The organism is Sulfuriferula sp. (assembly GCF_054605375.1).
Map to the genome: position 1 here is coordinate 51,391 of NZ_JBTSEG010000001.1, position 17,126 is coordinate 68,516.

The window sequence follows — 17,126 nt, forward strand, 5'->3', positions numbered from 1 at the left end:
ACTCCTGAACTCCTGAACTCCTGAACTCCTGAACTCCTGAACTCCTGAACTCCTGAACTCCTGAACTCCTGAACTCCTGAACTCCTGAACTCCTGAACTCCTGAACTCCTGAACTCCTGAACTCCTGAACTCCTGTGAACTCCTGTGAACTCCTGTGAACTCCTGTGAACTCCCCGTTAATGAAAGACCCCGGCATGCGGCATGCGGTGGCTGGCCTGCGGCCTGCGGGACTCAAGCCCGACAGCCTGCTAGGAAGATTTCGTCTTACTTGGTTTCTTGAGCGCGGTTGTAGATTTTGATTTTGCAGCTACCGAAGGCAGTGTCGGATTGACGAGCGCAGCATCTACGGATGTTGGTCCATTCCCCTTTGCCGGCATCAAACCAACCTTCGAAACCCCGATCATTGCACCAGGGTTAAGAGATGCCGGATCCGGGCCCACAGCACCCATACCGATCTGAAATTCGACTAGAAGGTCATAACGCCCCTCATGAATCCCGTAGTGCTTTATCAGAACGGTCGTCAAATCGCGCATTGACAAGGGCGGCTCAACAGGAACAGGCTGTGAACCGCCAGTCAGATCGTCAGTGGACACTGGCTTTCTCCCAAATTGATTCACCAGATGCACTTGCAACAAGTTTTTTCAATGACTCATCCTGGAAATTAACGTTAACGTCGTGCTGGTGATGGTGCGTAACAACACCGTCCATATCGATAGCGGTCTGAATTGCCTGCTTAACGAAATCGTTCAGTTTAATTTTCTTCAGATGAGCCACTTTGGCTGCCTTACTATGTAATTCAGAACCAATGCGCACATTAAAGGTGCCACTGTATGGTTTGCTGGCAGGCTTGCCGACACGTTGGCAGTGGAGCAAGTAGCGGTCGACGGCATCCTGAAACGCCGTCCGAATTTCGGAAACGCTCTCTCCCTCATAGGTTACCAGATCATCAATGAACAGAATGCGACCATGTAGGCAAGCATCCTCGACGCTCACTTCAATCGATCCAATATATCCATTATGTGCCAGCTCAAGCAGAGCCATTTTTATCTTCTCCAATTATGCCAACAGTACGTAAAGCCTCTTTTGCCGAATCGATCTGGTACCGCTTCAAGATTCCAGATGGGTGTGTTTTTGACATACCAAAAGAAAAACCGTTCGTATGCTCAAACGTGTAATGAGAACCACCTTCGCAGTACTCCCGGAACCCAGCCCCTTTCATCAGAGCAACCAACTCGATCCAGGAGAAGTCCTTGGGTGGCGGCATCGCGCAGAGCCTACTAATTCTCTTATCTTTTTTCGACATAGGATTATTGCAGAGAGTTCCAATTTAAGCAACTAATGGTTAGTTGCACCTACTGAAGTGTCTACTATTGACAGGGTGCCTCATCCAATGAGGTTCGTGTAATTCATTCCGTAGCTCGGTGTACAAACAAAAAAGGCGCAGTCCCCCTGCGCCTTTTTTCCATTCAGCCGGTCAATCCCAGCTCAACGCCCCACCCGTCTGATACTCCGTCACCCGCGTCTCAAAGAAGTTCTTCTCCTTCTTCAAATCGATCATCTCGCTCATCCACGGGAACGGATTGCTCGCATTCGGATACAGCTCGTCCAGGCCGATCTGCTGGCAGCGCCGGTTGGCGATGAAGCGCAGGTACTCCTTGAACATGCTGGCGTTCAAACCCAGCACGCCGCGCGGCATGGTGTCTTCGGCGTAGCGGTATTCCAGCTCCACGCCCTTTTGCATCAGCACGCGGATTTCCTCGCGGAATTCCGGCGTCCACAGGTGCGGATTTTCCAGCTTGATGGTGTTGATCAGGTCGATGCCGAAATTGCAGTGCATGGATTCGTCGCGCAGGATGTACTGGTACTGCTCGGCGGCGCCGGTCATCTTGTTCTGGCGGCCCAGCGCGAGGATTTGCGCGAAGCCGACGTAGAAAAACAGGCCTTCCATGATGCAGGCGAACACGATCAGGCTTTTCAGCAGTTTCTGGTCGTTTTCCGGCGTGCCGGTGGTGAAGTTGGGGTCGGTCAGCGTCTCGATGAACGGGATGAGGAAATCGTCCTTGTCGCGGATGCTTTGCACCTCGTGATAGGCGTTGAAGATTTCGCCTTCGTCCAGGCCCAGCGACTCCACGATGTACTGGTAGGCGTGGGTGTGGATGGCTTCTTCGAACGCCTGGCGCAGCAGGTACTGGCGGCACTCCGGCGCGGTGATGTGGCGATAGGTGCCGAGCACGATGTTGTTCGCGGCGAGGCTGTCGGCGGTGACGAAAAAACCCAGGTTGCGCTTGACCACGCGGCGCTCGTCCTCGGTCAGCGCGTTGGGGTCTTTCCACTGTGCGATGTCGCGGCTCATGTTGATTTCCTGCGGCATCCAGTGGTTGGCGCAGCCGGACAGGTATTTGTCCCACGCCCATTTGTATTTGAACGGCACCAGCTGGTTGACGTCGGCGGTGCCGTTGATGATGCGCTTGTCTTCGGCGCGCACGCGGCGCGTGGCGGCAGGTTGCTCAACTGGCGCGGCGGCGGATTTCATGCCGGGCATGACGGGTTGCAGTGCAGGGCTGGAAAAGGTGTCTTCAAAACTCAGCATGGTGATGGCTCTCCTTCATTTGTTAGACCCGCGCGGGAATGCAGGTTCCGGGCGGCGGATAGTGTTAAAACCTTTAGCCACAGAGTTCACAGAGAACACAGAGAAATCGAAAACCCGAAATCCGGCATTTCTCCGTGCCCTCGGTGTTCTCTGTGGCGGCTCAGCATTTTTGCTTACTGGCACGACTCGCACGTGGGATCATCGATCGCGCAGAACTTGACCTCGGTGGCCGGTTCCGCAGCTGCGCCTTGATGATTGCTGGCGCCCCCGCTCGCGCTCACCGCGTTGAGTTCGCCGCCCTTGCCGGTGGATTTCTCGGCGCTGGTGGCACCCAGCGTACGCAGGTAGTAGGTGGTCTTGAGACCACGCAACCACGCCAGCTTGTAGGTTTCGTCGAGTTTCTTGCCGGATGCGCCAGCCATGTAGATGTTCAGGCTCTGCGCCTGGTCGATCCACTTCTGGCGGCGCGAGGCGGCTTCCACCAGCCAGCTGGTTTCCATCTCGAACGCGGTGGCATACAGCGCGCGCAGATCGGCCGGGATGCGGTCGATGCGGGCGAGCGAGCCGTCGAAGTATTTGATGTCGCCGACCATCACTTCATCCCACAATTTCAGCGCCTTGAGGTCTTTCACCAGGTACTGGTTGGACATGGTGAATTCGCCCGACAGGTTGGATTTCACGTAGATGTTCTGGTAGGTCGGCTCGATGCTGGCCGACACGCCGACGATGTTGGCGATGGTCGCGGTCGGCGCAATCGCCACGCAGTTGGAATTGCGCATGCCGTGCTGCTGGATGCGCGCGCGCAGGGCGTCCCAGTCGAGGGTGCTGGAGTCGTCCACTTCCAGGTAGCCGCCGCGTTCCGCGCCCAGCAGCTTGAGCGAATCCTGCGGCAGGATGCCGCGATCCCACAGGCTGCCGGTGAAGCTGGAATAGCGGCCGCGTTCGCTGGCCAGCTCGGTGGAGGCCCAGTAGGCGTAGTAGCACACCGCTTCCATGGAGCGGTCGGCGAATTCCACCGCGGTATCGCTGGCGTAGGGCACGCGCATTTCGTGCAGGCAATCCTGGAAGCCCATGATGCCCAGCCCGACCGGACGATGCTGCAGGTTGGAATTGCGCGCCTTGCCGACCGCGTAGAAGTTCACGTCGACGACGTTGTCGAGCATGCGCATCGCGGTATGGATGGTGCGCTGCATTTTTTCCAGGTCGAGGGTCTTGCCGCCCTGGCCGTCGTCCTTGAGGTGCGCGACCAGGTTGACCGAACCGAGGTTGCACACGGCGATTTCGGTGTCGGAGGTATTCAGCGTGATCTCGGTGCACAGATTGGAACTGTGCACCACGCCGACGTGGTTTTGCGGGCTGCGGATGTTGCACGGGTCCTTGAAGGTGATCCACGGATGGCCGGTTTCGAACAGCATGGACAGCATCTTGCGCCACAGCTGGGTGGCAGGCACACGCTTGAAATACTTGATGTCGCCGCTGACGGTTCTGGCTTCATGGGCGGTGTAGGCCTCTTCGAACGCGCGGCCGTATTTGTCGTGCAGATCGGGCACGTCGGACGGGCTGAACAGGGTCCAGTCACCGTTTTCCATGACGCGCTTCATGAACAGGTCGGGAATCCAGTTGGCGGTGTTCATGTCGTGGGTGCGGCGGCGGTCGTCGCCGGTGTTCTTGCGCAACTCGAGGAATTCCTCGATGTCGAGGTGCCAGGTTTCCAGATAGGCGCACACCGCGCCCTTGCGCTTGCCGCCCTGGTTGACGGCCACGGCGGTGTCGTTGACCACTTTCAGGAACGGCACCACGCCCTGCGATTTGCCGTTGGTGCCCTTGATGCGGCTGCCCAGCGCGCGCACCGGCGTCCAGTCGTTGCCCAGACCGCCTGCGTACTTCTGCAGCATGGCGTTTTCCTTGATCGCCTGATAGATGCCGTCGAGGTCGTCTGTCACTGTCGTGAGATAGCACGATGACAGCTGGCTGTGCTGGGTACCGGCGTTGAACAGCGTGGGCGTGCTGGACATGAAGTCGAAATTGGACAGCACCTGATAGAACTCGATGGCGCGCGCTTCGCGGTCGATCTCGTTCAGCGCCAGCCCCATCGCCACGCGCATGAAGAATGCCTGCGGCAGTTCGATGCGGCGCTCTTCGATATGCAGGAAGTAGCGGTCGTACAGGGTTTGCAGGCCAAGGTAGCCGAATTTGAGGTCGCGCGAGGCATCCAGCGCCTGACTCAGGCGAGCCAGATCATACTGGGCAAGACGGACATCCAGCAGCTCGGCAGCGATGCCCTGCTTGATATAGCCGGTGAAATATTCCGCATACACGCTGGCCATGTCGGCTTGCAGCACGGTACGCCCCAGCACTTCGTGGCGGATGGAATTGAGCAGCAGCCGCGCGCTGACAAACGAATAACCGGGGTCTTGCTCGATGCCGGCGCGCGCCGCCAGCACCAGGGCTTTTTCGACCTCGGCCATGGGCACGCCGTCGTACAGGTCGCGCAACACGGTTTTCAGGATCGCGGTGGGATTGATTTCGGCACCCAGGCCTTCGCAGGCGGTGGCGACCAGCGCATTGAGCGCGGCCATGTCGAGCGGCTTGCGCACGCCGTCTTCGGTGACGCTCATGGTGGGCTGTTGCGCGTTTTCGGCGCGGTGCGCGGCGCGTTCCTGATTGCGCTTTTCGCGGTACAGCACGTAGGCGCGCGCCACTTCGTGCTCGCCGGAACGCATCAGGGATAATTCAACCTGATCCTGGATGTCTTCGATATGGAAAGTGCCGCCGTGCGGCTGGCGCCGTACCAGCGCCTGCACCACGGCATTGGTCAGGCCATCGACCATGTCGCGGATGCGCGCCGAGGCCGCAGCCTGGCCGCCGTGCACGGCAATAAACGCCTTGGTCATCGCTACAGCGATCTTGGAAGGCTCAAAACTCACCACCGCACCATTGCGCCGAATGATTTTATAGTCGCCGTAGGCTGCGGGCTGCGTAGGCGCAGCGCTACCTTCAGAAGGTTTGCGCACCGGGCTATCGGAAGAAATGGGAGTGGCAAGTTGCATGGGGCGTCTCCTTGGAATTGGTTTTAGTTACGAACAGGTTATACACAGCTTCTGCAGAGGGTTACACACAATATATAGTGTGTCGCAGGTATCACCGCAACAAATTGTAGTAATCCTGACGGCATATCGCAAGGACAAATTTGCACTTTTTTTGTTGGTTTTCGGGGAATTGCTTTGGAATCAAGCCCCTTCGCCATCACTAATTTTTCTATCCGATTGCCGGGGACTGTCGAGTCTGGCTATGATGCACAAAAGGGGCTCATCATGACGACTAAAAATACTGCCATCCTGCTGATCAGCTGTCCCGACCAGAAAGGCCTGGTTGCCGCCATTGCGGATTTTTTGTATCAGCACAACGCCAATATCCTGCACGCCGACCAGCATCAGGACGCGGAACTGAAATTGTTCCTGATGCGGGTGGAGTGGGAACTGGCCGGATTCGACCTGGCACCGAATGATTTCGAGCTGCAATTTGCGCCACTCGCCGAGCGCTTCCGGATGCAATGGCGGCTGGCGCACTCGGCCTATCGCCCCAAACTGGCGATTTTCGTATCGCGCTACGACCATTGCCTGGCCGACCTGCTGTACCGCTATCAGGCCGGCGAACTCAATTGCGAAATCCCGCTGATTCTGAGCAACCATCTCGACACGCAATGGCTGGCGGAAGCCTATCGGGTGCCGTTTCAGCACATTAGCGTAAGCGCCGAAGACAAGGTGGATGCAGAGAAAACCCAACTGGCGCTGCTACGCCACCACCATGTCGATTTCATCGTGCTGGCGCGCTACATGCAGGTGCTGTCGGCGGATTTCATCCGCCACTACCCGAGCCGCATCATCAACATCCACCACTCGTTCCTGCCGGCGTTTCACGGCGCGCGGCCCTATCACCGGGCATTCGAGCGCGGCGTCAAGCTGATCGGCGCGACCAGCCATTACGTGACCGAAGTGCTCGACGACGGCCCCATCATCGAACAGGACGTTGCGCGCATCTCGCATCGAGACTCGCTCGAAGACCTGATCCGGCGCGGCGCCGACCTGGAAAAAATCGTGCTGTCGCGCGCGGTGCGCTGGCACATCGAAAACCGCGTGCTGCTGTATGCGAACAAGACAGTGGTGTTTGATTGAGGCCGGTAGGTAAATAGATGAGTTCGAAGTATCAGAGCTGGTTCGAAATCACGGCACTGCGCATGGTTGCGCTATTGCAGAACCGGGCGATGACAGTCTCAGTTGTGCCATAAAGAGTCATCGGCGGGGTAAAAAATCACAGCCGATGAGCGTCTGCTATTGATAGAAGCCGCCATTCAATGGTAGTGACTCATCGACAGAAACTCGGCCATTGCAGTTGTTCGCTTTACGTTAAATGCGGCCAATCAAAACCCTCGTTAAGCGCCCGCTTCCAAAAAATCAGAGTTTCCGCAGTCGGCCATTCTGTAAAGCATTCCATGACAGCGAAAATCGGACGGTCACTTCCATCTGTGCATGGTGGCACTCACGGCCCATGAAGCGCACAAAACAAAAACCCCGCCGAAGCGGGGTCTCTCATGCACGATGCTGTGAATTACTTAGACTTGCTTCCTGCGACGGCTGAATCCGAGTCCGACCAAGCCGAGGCCGAAAAGCGCGAGGGTCGCGGGTTCCGGGACTGTGGTCGTTCCGAATGCCTGCACATTCACGTCAGAAGGCTTGTCCCAGCCATCGCCTAATGAATTCCAAGTCCCTACACTTAATGGATCAAAGACCCCACCAACGACGTTTGCATAAAGCATCAAGCCATTCGCCCCATCCTGGGGAGAGCCGCTCAATGGCGCATTGGATGCATGAACAAAAGGAATGACATAATTACCATTGCCGGTCCCGTCATGGAAGAAATCATAAGTCTGCCCGGGCGCTAACAGGATACTGACGGCAAAATCAATCTGGTGCATGTCTATGAACCTGCCAGAAGACCCTTGGTACAAGCTTGAATCCGCGTAAGTAGCGCCCGATATGGTGCCTGAGCCGGACACGAGGCCAATGGTTGATCCGTCAATTCCACCCCAAAGCGCTGCGGTGCCGGTTGCGCCCACAGACCACAGCCGAATTGTGTCAATAGCCCATGTTTGTGAACCTGTGTTGGTGAAAGTGTCCCCAACTATCCAGTAGTCCGCCGAAGACCCACCAAACAGCCATGCAACATTGGAGCGGTTTGAGCCTGCAATGTTGTTAAGGTTGGTAGTGGGGAGCCCGCGGTCAACGAGCATCGTCGCATTGGCGCTCGTAACTCCTGCCAGGCAAGTGAGCGCAAGCAGCACTGCGCCAGCCCAGAATGCTAATTTAGTTTTCATCGTCATTTCTTCCTTTAAGTCTTATTAAGAATTCCATCTACGCTTACACTTTATATCCCGAAGCATAAATCGATCCAAATATTGATAATTGCATGTAATCAGCTGGTTGCGGACTTCTCTGGATACCAGACGGCCACGAAGTGAACGGCAGTGTAAGAATAACCGACACAGCCGTAGGGGCAATGTATCGTTGAGTTTTAAGAAACACCCATGAAAAAATACTTACTTATTTAAATACAAACAGTTAGAAAATATCGGTGGACTGTAAATTTTTCTGAAGGTTTTTCCGGTGAGATTGGTTTGTGCCAATGCGAGGTTCGCGGCGGCGCAAAAACTGGAGACAGGAGACCACGGTTTCCAGACTTGAGACCGTCCGTTAAGTCCGATCAGCTGCTCCACAACTGATTTCAGTATCCACCTGCTATGGGCCACAGAGCTGACTTCGGCTCTTCGCTGGCGCCAATGGCAGAAACGGGTCGATCTCAGCCATTCAACCCAAAACATCGATCACCCGATTTCACAATACCATCAACCCACCCGCGTATTCTCCCGCGCCATCATTTCCAGCGCATTGCCATCCGGGTCATTCACATACACCGAGCGCGTACCATCGCGGTGGGTCGTCAGGTTGCCAAAGCGTGTCGCGTCGTCCACCACAAAACCGATATGCGGCGGGTGCTGCGCGGGGATGACCAGCGCCATGCTGGTATTGGCGAATTTGAGTAACGCCCAGGTGGCATCCTGATAGGTGATCGCACACTTGAAATGGGCCTGATACCAGGCCACTGACGCCGCCACGTCCTGCACCTCTATGGCAAGGTGATGGATGCTGTCCAGCGTTTCCGGGCTGGCTGCCTGCGTTGTTTCATCCATGTCGCACTTCCCTTCTAACTTTTATCACTTGTTCATAGATGGTGACACATCGGGCCGGGTTCAAGCACGGGCGGCCGGATCAGACGATATTAACCGGCAATGCGGTTTTATCCACGATGCGGCGCAATACGAAACTGGAATGCACGCCGGTGACGCCTTCGATGCGGGTAATGCGCTCAAGCAACAGTTCCTGATAGGCGTCCATGTCGCGCACGATGACCTTGAGCTGGTAGTCAGCGTCCTGGCCGGTAATCAGCAAACATTCGAGGACTTCGGGCAAGGCACTCACCTGTGTCTCGAAATTGGCAAAACGCTCCGGGGTGTGGCGATCCATTGAAATGTGGATCAGCGCCATCAAACTCAGCCCGAGTTTTTTGGCATCGAGCAGCGCATGGTAGCCGCTGATCAGGCCGGATTCCTCAAGCGCGCGCACCCGCCGCAGGCACGGCGAGGGCGACAAGCCGATACGCTCGGCCAGATCCTGATTGCTGATGCGGCCATCCTGCTGCAAGACCGTCAGCAGCTTGCGGTCATAGCGGTCAAGTTCCATTACATTGCCCTTTACGCGTTAACACAACAATATATTAACCATTTAAATAATTAAACAGCAATTATATTGCCATATAAACCGAATAACTGCCATACAACGCAAGCACATGCCAAGCGCTTTGGCTTAATATTTTTCCTGTCTGCTTACCCGTGGACACATTGCAGCACGCAGCGCCACAAGCGCAGCGAAACGAGCCCGCACCATGACCAGGAGAACACCATGCACGCTTTCGATCATCGCAAATACCGCCCCGTCGCAGGACCGCAGATACCCACCCGCCAGTGGCCGAGCCGCACCATTGCCGCCGCGCCGCGCTGGTGCAGCGTGGATTTGCGCGACGGCAACCAGGCGCTGCTGGAGCCGATGAACGTGGTGCAAAAGCAACGCATGTGGGCACTCCTGGTCAAGCTCGGCTTCAAGGAAATCGAAGTCGGCTTTCCGGCGGCCAGCCAGCCCGATTTCGACTTTGTGCGCTGGCTGATCGAAGCGCACGCGATTCCCGATGACGTCACCATCCAGGTCCTGGTGCAGGCGCGTGAGGCCCTGATCGTGCGCACCTTCGAAGCCCTCAAAGGGGCAAAACGCGCGATTGTCCACGTTTACAATTCCACCTCGCCGGCGCAGCGCGAGCGCGTGTTCGGGCTGGATCGCGACGGCGTCATTGCGATTGCGCGCCAGGGTGCCGAGTGGGTCAGGCGCGAAGCGCAGAAATACCCGGCCACCGCATGGACGTTCCAGTATTCGCCGGAGAGCTTTTCCAACACCGAAATGGATTACGCGGTGGAAATCTGCGAGGCGGTGCTGGACGTGTGGCAACCCACGCCCGCGCAGCCGTGCATCATCAACCTGCCGTCCACCGTGGAGAGCAGCACGCCGAATCTGTTCGCCGACCAGGTGGAATATTTTGCCACCCACATCAGCCGCCGCAACAGCATCATTCTCTCGCTGCATACCCACAACGATCGCGGCTGCGCGGTGGCGGCGGCCGAGCTGGGCGTGCTGGCCGGCGCCGATCGCATCGAGGGTACCCTGCTCGGCAACGGCGAGCGCACCGGCAACATGGACATCGTCACCATGGCGATGAATCTGTACAGCCAGGGCATCGATCCCGGACTCGACCTGTCCAACCCCGACGAGATCATTCAGGTCGCCACCGAGTGCACCGCGCTGCCGGTACATCCGCGCCATCCGTGGGTCGGCGAACTGGTGTACACCGCGTTCTCCGGCAGCCATCAGGATGCCATCCGCAAATGCCTGCAACGCCAGCAGGCCGGCGAGCCCTGGCAAGTCGCTTATCTGCCCATCGACCCGCTCGACATCGGACGCGACTATCAGGCGGTGATCCGCGTCAACAGCCAGTCCGGCAAGGGCGGCGTGGCGTTTGTGATGGAACGCGATTACGGCCTCAGTCTGCCACGCTGGATGCAAGTGGAACTGGCGCAGACGGTGCAGCGCACCAGCGAAGCCGACGGCGGCGAAGTGGGCAGCGCCCGCATCCATGAATTGTTCATGCAGACCTTTGTGAATGCCGCGCACGCCAGCCTGAAAGGCTATCGCCTGGATCGCGCGAACGGCCTTGACACGCTCGCGGCGCAAGTCATGGCCAACGGGCAGATACAGCTAATCCAGGGACACGGAGAAGGCGCCCTGTCCGCCTTCATCCAGGGCTGGATGCGCCACAGCGGACAACACATCAGCGTGGTGGATTACAGTGAGCACGCCATCGGCAGCGGCACCGATGCCGAAGCCGTCGCCTACGTCCAGCTCAACATCGATGGTCAGCGCGTGGCCGGCGCCGCGTTCGACCACGACACCGTCAGCGCGTCGCTCAAAGCCGTGCTGAGTTGCTTTCGACATAGTGCTGAAATAAGAAAGGTCATCGGATGAAACGCTTCCATATCTCCCTTGCTGTGCATAATCTTCAGGCCTCCATTGCGGATTACAGCATGCGCCTGGGCCAGCAGCCCAACGCCGTGGTTGCCGGTAAATATGCAATGTGGCGTACCGATCTGCTCAACTTCTCCATCAACGAAATGCCGGAGCGCACTGGCGAATTGCGGCATATCGGCTTTGAGGACGATACGGCGCGGGGGTTCTCCAGAACGGTCGATGTCAATGGGATCGAGTGGGAGCAATTCTCGGCGCTGGATCAGGACAAGGGCATCGTGGAAACGTATGGTGTGCCCGTGACAAACTGAGCCACGCACACCAGCCGCTACGCGAGCGGCTCTATCCCCGGCAACGTCATGAATGCCTGCTCACGCAGGGTATCGACGAAATCCCGATGGAACGCCCGCGTCGCATCGCTGTTGCGCGAGGCCGTGTAGAGCCCGCTCCACAAGCCTTTCCTGGTGATCGGGCGCGCCACCACGTAACCGCGCTCAAGATATGGCTGCACCGCCCAGGCGGGCAATGCCGCCAGTCCCTTGCGGCTGGCCACCAGCTGCACGATGGCAATGGTGAGTTCGGCCAGGCGCCGTTCCGGCACCACGCCAGCCGGTTTTAAAACGCGCCGCACGACATCGAGCAGACGGTCCGGCGCCGGATAAGTCACCAGCGGGTCGTGCGCGAAATCCTTCGCGGTTAAATACGCCTTGGCCGACAGCGGATGGCCAGCCGCCATCAACGCCAGCATCTCGTAACGGAACAGGGGGCTGAAAAGCACGCCCTTGTGATGCGGCGTTTCCGACACGATCACCAGATCGGCCTTGTCCTCCGCCAGCAACGCCAGCGGGTCGGTGTGAAATCCGCCCACCAGATCCATTTCCACCTCCGGCCAGTGCGCGCGGTAGGCGTCCATGCCCGGCATCAGCCAGTCGTAACAGGTGTGGCATTCCACTGCGATGCGCAGGCGCCCCGGCTGTTTGTCTTCCGCCAGTCGCGCCAGATCGCGCCGCGCGCCCTCCATTTTCGGCAGTACCTCCTGCGCCAGTTGCAACAAGCGCACTCCGGCGGGGGTGGCGCGCAATGGCCGGCTGCGCTCGAACAGCGTGACCCCGTAGTGGCTCTCCAGCGCGACAAGCTGGTGCGACAACGCCGACTGGGTCAGGTGTAGCCGGGTAGCGGCACGGGTCAGGCTGCCGGTTTCATTGAGCACCTCGATCACGCGCAGATGTTTGAGTGTGAGCATGTATTAATTTAATTCATACAAAACAGGAAAATTACTCGTTTGTATCATAAATCATCTTGTCGCATCATGCATCACACTTCCAAATTCGGACCGACCATCATGACTACCATCCATACCCTGGGCTTTCCCCGCATCGGCAAAAATCGCGAACTGAAATTCGCGCTGGAGAAATTCTGGCGCGGCGAGATTGATGCCGACACATTGGAAACCACCGGGCGCGAGCTGCGCGCGCGCCACTGGCAGCTGCAAGCCGATGCCGGACTGGACTTCGTTGCCGTGGGGGATTTCGCCTACTACGACCAGGTGCTCAATCACATCCAAATGCTGGGCTGCGAACCGGCGCGCTTCGGCTTTAGCGGGCAGGAAACCGAGCTGGCGCGTTATTTCACCCAGGCGCGTGGCGTGGCGAGCGAAGCCAAATCCTGCTGCGGCGGCCATGCCGAAGCCGGCGACCAGGGCACCTGGGCGCTGGAAATGACCAAGTGGTTCGATACCAATTACCACTATCTGGTGCCGGAATTCACTGCGGATACGATTTTCAGGCTGGCGTCGGAACGCCTGTTCAGCGAAGTGTCTGAAGCGCAGGCGCTGGGATACAAGGTCAAGGTTACGCTGGTCGGTCCGCTGACTTTCCTGTTCCTCGGCAAGGAAAAATCTGCCGGCTTCGAGCGCCTGGCGCTGCTCGACAAACTGCTGTCGGTGTACGGTGAAATCCTGCTGCGTCTGAAAACTCTGGGTGTGGAATGGGTACAGCTGGACGAGCCCATCCTGTGCCTGGACTTGCCGCTGCCCTGGAAATTGGCATTCGAACCCGCCTATAACCGGCTCAACGCCGCCGGGGTAAAAATCCTGCTCGCCACCTATTTCGGTGCGCTCGGCGACAACGCCGTGCTGGCCTGCACGCTGCCGGTGGCTGGCCTGCATATCGATGCGGTGCGCGCGCCGCACCAGTTGACTACCGTGCTTGATCGCCTGCCGCACTACAAGGTGCTGTCGCTGGGCGCCATCGACGGCCGCAACATCTGGCGTGCCGATCTGGACCAGACCCTGGCGTTTATCCAGACCGCCCACGCCAAACTGGGCGAGCGCCTGTGGCTGGCGCCGTCATGCTCCTTGCAGCACGTACCGGTGGATCTGGCAGGCGAAGACAAGCTTGATGCCGAACTGCGCAGCTGGCTGGCGTTTGCGGTGCAGAAACTGGACGAGCTGGCGGCACTGAAAAACGCGCTGGAGCTGGGTATCGACCCGGCTACAGCGGCGTTTGCCGCGTCCCGCGCTGCCGCCGCCACGCGCCGCGCCAGCCCGCGCGTGCACAACCCGGCGGTGGCTGCACGCCTGGCTGCGTTGCCGCACGATGCCGACCGGCGCGCCACGCCGTTCAAGGTGCGCCAGGCCAAACAGCGCGCACGCTTCAAGCTGCCCGCCTTCCCCACCACCACCATCGGTTCTTTTCCGCAGACCGGGGAAATCCGCGCTGCGCGCGCCGCCTTCAAGCGCGGCGAGTTAACCGCAGCGGAATACACCGCAGCGATGCAGCGTGAAATCAAACTGGCAGTGGACAAGCAGGTCAGCCTCGGGCTGGACGTGCTGGTGCACGGCGAGGCCGAGCGCAACGACATGGTGGAATATTTCGGCGAGCAGCTGGCCGGCTTTGCCTTCACCCGGAACGGCTGGGTACAGAGCTATGGTTCACGCTGCGTGAAGCCGCCAGTGATTTACGGCGACGTGTCGCGCCCCACGCCGATGACCGTGGAATGGACCGCCTACGCGCAGAGTCTGACCAGCCTGCCGATGAAGGGCATGCTCACCGGCCCGGTCACCATCCTGCAATGGTCGTTCGTGCGTGACGACCAGCCGCGCAGCGACACCGCCCTGCAAATCGCGCTGGCGATCCGCGATGAAGTGGTCGACCTGGAAACCGCTGGCATCGGCATTATCCAGATCGACGAACCGGCCATCCGCGAAGGCCTGCCGCTGCGCCGCGGCGACTGGCCGGCGTACCTGGACTGGGCCGGGCGCGCATTCCGCATCTCCGCCTCGGGCGTGCATGACGAGACGCAGATCCACACCCACATGTGCTATTCCGAGTTCAACGACATCCTGCCCGCCATCGCCGCACTGGATGCCGACGTCATCACCATCGAGACCTCGCGCTCCGACATGGAACTGCTGCGCGGCTTCGGCGAATTCAAATACCCCAACGAAATCGGCCCCGGCGTGTATGACATCCACAGCCCGCGCGTGCCGTCCACCGAAGAAATGTCGCGCCTGCTGAAAAAAGCCGCTGAAGTGGTGCCCCCGGAAAACCTCTGGGTCAACCCCGATTGCGGCCTGAAAACCCGCGCCTGGCCGGAGACCGAAGCGGCGCTGGCGAATATGGTGCAAGCCGCGCGGCAAATGCGCGCTGCGGTTTAGCCCCATGCCGGGGCGTCTGCACGGCAGACCATCGTGACGCGCAACGTGGCCAATTCAGCCCCGCAAGTGTTCCGGTCCTCAACCTATGGAGTTACCCGAGAATCGAAAATAAAGGAGCGGGCCTGAATTCCACCTCGTTTCATTTGCTCGCCTTAAGCCCCCAGGGCGATTGCCGCAGCCATTCGGAAAATTCGTCCGCCGGCAATGGGCGGCCCATATGATAGCCTTGCGCGTCATCGCAACCCAGTGCTTTCAGGCTATCCCAGACCGCCTGGCTCTCAACGCCCTCGGCCACGACCTTCAGACCCAGATTGTGGCCCAGCTCGACGGTGGAACGTACGATCACGGCATCGTTGTGGTTGACCACCATGTTCTTCACAAAGGATTTATCGATCTTGATCTTGGCGACCAGCATTTCCTTCAGATAGGACAGGGAGGCATAGCCGGTACCAAAATCATCGATCGCGATTTGCAGGCCCAGGGCGCTGAGTTTCTTGATGCAATCCATGGCGCGCACCGGTTCGGACATCAGCGCGGTCTCGGCCACATCCAGCTCCAGGCGCGCAGGCGGCACGGTGAATTCCTTTAATAATTTGGCGACCTGCTCGGGGAATTCCGGATCCTGGATATTGATGGCGGAAATGTTGACCGACATCGACAAGTCCAGTCCGGCGCGTTGCCATTCCTCGCATTGGCGCAACGCGCTGCGCAGCACATGGCAGGTCAGCGGTTTGATCAGGCCGGTCTGTTCCGCCATCGGAATAAAATGGTCCGGCGCCAGCAGGCCATGTTGCGGATGTTGCCAGCGTACCAGCGCTTCCACGCCGCTGATGCGGCCGGACGAAAAATCTATCTTGGGCTGAAAGTGCAGCACCAGTTCGTTGTGGGCGATGGCATGGCGCAACTCGCCCTGCAACGCCAGGTGGTCATCCGTCTCCTGACTCGTGTCCTTGCTGTACACCTGATAACCGCTATGTGCCTGCTTGGCCAGATACATCGCGGTATCGGCTTCGCGCATCAGGCCCTCGGCATCTTCCCCATGCTCCGGGAATAGAGCTATGCCAAAGCTGGCGCCGATCTCGATCTGTTGTCCCGCGATATAAGCCGGTTTCTCGAGCGCCTTCAGGATTTTCCTGGCTGTGGCCAAGGCGCCGTCGAGATCGCTGACGGGCGCGAGCAGAATGGCGAACTCGTCTCCCCCCATACGCGCTACGGTATCGGATTCGCGCAGGCAGTTCCGTATGCAAGCCGCCACATGCTGCAATACCTGGTCGCCGGCATGATGGCCCAAGGTATCGTTGATTTCCTTGAAGCGGTCGAGGTCCATGGCGATCAGCGCGAACGGCTGTTTTTCGCGCCGCCCGATCAGGATCGCCTGCTGCAAGCGGTCAGCAAACAGCACCCGGTTCGGCAGTTTGGTCAGGCTGTCGTACATGGCCTGATGCTGCAGCTGGGCTGCCTGCCGGCTCGTATGACGGATCACGACCACGGCGATAAGCAGGCCCAGGAGCGCTGCCCCGCCGCCGAACAGGAGCAGCAGCAGGCGCGTATTCGCGTAAGTATCCGCCATCTTCTGGGCGGCCAGCGCGGCCTCCTGTTTCTGTAGCTCAACCAGTTCGTCGATGCGGAAGGAAAGTTGTTGCTGCAGCGGAACGATTTGGTCCGCGATGAGCGTGCGCGCCTCGGCGTTCTCGCCATTCATGGCCTGACTTATCGCATGGACCACAAGCGGCTGGGTCTTGATCGTGATCTGCCGTATGCTCGCAAGGATATTCTCCTCTGCCGCGTTCAGTTTCAATTTCATGATCTGGTTACGCGCCTTGATGAAGATGGCGGCGTCCTGATTGAAACGATCGAATGCATCCTGCTGGTCGAAGGCATCGGTTATCTCGGGCATCGAATGCATGATGATCGCCCGATTGCTCAGAGCATACCGCATGTCATGCGCCAGATCGATTTTGACGTTGTTTTCCTTGACGACCCGCTCCATGCTTTGATTGATCGACGTCATTGCCACGAGCCCGGTCACGGTCAAGCCGATCAGCAGAAGCAAGAGGAGGGTGAAGCCGATTTTTAAGCTGGCACCGAGGGATAGATCAGGTCTTCTCGCGATCATCGATACGTTCCTCCCTAATGCCTGTTTATGCTTGTCGCTGGGTATACGGGTGAACACTGCGGATTGCGTATTCACCGG

The 17,126-nt window shown here is 58.6% G+C and carries 15 protein-coding genes; 4 read left to right on the forward strand and 11 right to left on the reverse strand.

Features of this window, described 5'->3' with window-relative positions; genetic code table 11:
* The 6 genes from ACYCZJ_RS00250 to ACYCZJ_RS00275 all read right to left on the reverse strand — a co-directional run.
* Positions 1-196: hypothetical protein (locus ACYCZJ_RS00250; protein ID WP_461552214.1), on the reverse strand; the 196-nt coding region annotated here is incomplete at its 3' end.
* Between the two features lie 52 nt (positions 197-248).
* Positions 249-593, reverse strand: a complete 345-nt coding sequence (locus ACYCZJ_RS00255; RefSeq protein ID WP_461552215.1) for a hypothetical protein — start codon at positions 591-593, stop codon at positions 249-251.
* The gene (locus ACYCZJ_RS00260) at positions 583-1,041 is read right to left on the reverse strand and encodes a type II toxin-antitoxin system HicB family antitoxin (protein ID WP_461552216.1); all 459 of its coding nucleotides are present in this window, start codon (positions 1,039-1,041) and stop codon (positions 583-585) included. The genes ACYCZJ_RS00255 and ACYCZJ_RS00260 overlap by 11 nt, the downstream gene beginning before the upstream one ends.
* Positions 1,028-1,303 carry a type II toxin-antitoxin system HicA family toxin gene (locus ACYCZJ_RS00265; RefSeq protein WP_461552217.1) on the reverse strand — a complete coding sequence of 92 codons (276 nt, stop codon included), beginning with the start codon at positions 1,301-1,303 and terminating at the stop codon, positions 1,028-1,030. Before ACYCZJ_RS00265 ends, ACYCZJ_RS00260 begins: the two co-directional genes overlap by 14 nt.
* A 171-nt stretch (positions 1,304-1,474) precedes the next feature.
* Positions 1,475-2,590 (reverse strand): ribonucleotide-diphosphate reductase subunit beta, encoded by a 1,116-nt coding sequence (locus tag ACYCZJ_RS00270; RefSeq protein ID WP_461552218.1) that lies wholly within the window; start codon positions 2,588-2,590, stop codon positions 1,475-1,477.
* A 173-nt stretch (positions 2,591-2,763) separates the two neighbouring features.
* The gene (locus ACYCZJ_RS00275; protein WP_461552219.1) at positions 2,764-5,640 is read right to left on the reverse strand and encodes a ribonucleoside-diphosphate reductase subunit alpha; all 2,877 of its coding nucleotides are present in this window, start codon (positions 5,638-5,640) and stop codon (positions 2,764-2,766) included.
* Between the two features lie 264 nt (positions 5,641-5,904).
* Between ACYCZJ_RS00275 and purU the strand changes: the two genes are divergently transcribed.
* Entirely contained in the window at positions 5,905-6,765 is an 861-nt protein-coding gene (gene purU / locus ACYCZJ_RS00280) for a formyltetrahydrofolate deformylase (protein WP_461552220.1), read from the forward strand.
* Between the two features lie 437 nt (positions 6,766-7,202).
* Here the strand turns inward: purU and ACYCZJ_RS00285 are convergent, their stop codons facing one another.
* From ACYCZJ_RS00285 to ACYCZJ_RS00295, 3 genes are all read right to left on the reverse strand, one after another.
* The gene (locus tag ACYCZJ_RS00285) at positions 7,203-7,970 is read right to left on the reverse strand and encodes a PEP-CTERM sorting domain-containing protein (RefSeq protein WP_461552221.1); all 768 of its coding nucleotides are present in this window, start codon (positions 7,968-7,970) and stop codon (positions 7,203-7,205) included.
* A 522-nt stretch (positions 7,971-8,492) separates the two neighbouring features.
* Positions 8,493-8,837, reverse strand: a complete 345-nt coding sequence (locus ACYCZJ_RS00290; RefSeq protein WP_461552222.1) for a VOC family protein — start codon at positions 8,835-8,837, stop codon at positions 8,493-8,495.
* 79 nt (positions 8,838-8,916) lie between these two features.
* Complete coding sequence (locus ACYCZJ_RS00295) at positions 8,917-9,387, reverse strand: Lrp/AsnC family transcriptional regulator (RefSeq protein ID WP_461552223.1); 471 nt, start codon at positions 9,385-9,387, stop codon at positions 8,917-8,919.
* Between the two features lie 66 nt (positions 9,388-9,453).
* Between ACYCZJ_RS00295 and leuA the strand changes: the two genes are divergently transcribed.
* Both leuA and ACYCZJ_RS00305 read left to right on the forward strand, forming a co-directional pair.
* Entirely contained in the window at positions 9,454-11,274 is a 1,821-nt protein-coding gene (gene leuA / locus ACYCZJ_RS00300; protein WP_461552224.1) for a 2-isopropylmalate synthase, read from the forward strand.
* A complete protein-coding gene (locus tag ACYCZJ_RS00305; protein ID WP_461552225.1) occupies positions 11,271-11,585 on the forward strand; it encodes a VOC family protein in 315 nt (104 codons plus the stop codon). Before leuA ends, ACYCZJ_RS00305 begins: the two co-directional genes overlap by 4 nt.
* 17 nt (positions 11,586-11,602) lie before the next feature.
* Here the strand turns inward: ACYCZJ_RS00305 and ACYCZJ_RS00310 are convergent, their stop codons facing one another.
* Positions 11,603-12,517, reverse strand: coding sequence for a LysR family transcriptional regulator (locus ACYCZJ_RS00310; RefSeq protein WP_461552226.1), 915 nt, complete (start codon positions 12,515-12,517; stop codon positions 11,603-11,605).
* A gap of 99 nt (positions 12,518-12,616) precedes the next feature.
* On the opposite strand from ACYCZJ_RS00310, the gene metE reads away from it, so the two are divergent.
* Positions 12,617-14,932 (forward strand): 5-methyltetrahydropteroyltriglutamate--homocysteine S-methyltransferase, encoded by a 2,316-nt coding sequence (metE, locus tag ACYCZJ_RS00315; protein ID WP_461552227.1) that lies wholly within the window; start codon positions 12,617-12,619, stop codon positions 14,930-14,932.
* Between the two features lie 139 nt (positions 14,933-15,071).
* Here the strand turns inward: metE and ACYCZJ_RS00320 are convergent, their stop codons facing one another.
* On the reverse strand, positions 15,072-17,048 hold the full coding sequence (locus tag ACYCZJ_RS00320; protein ID WP_461552228.1) for a putative bifunctional diguanylate cyclase/phosphodiesterase: 1,977 nt from the start codon (positions 17,046-17,048) through the stop codon (positions 15,072-15,074).
* Between the last annotated feature and the right edge of the window lie 78 nt (positions 17,049-17,126).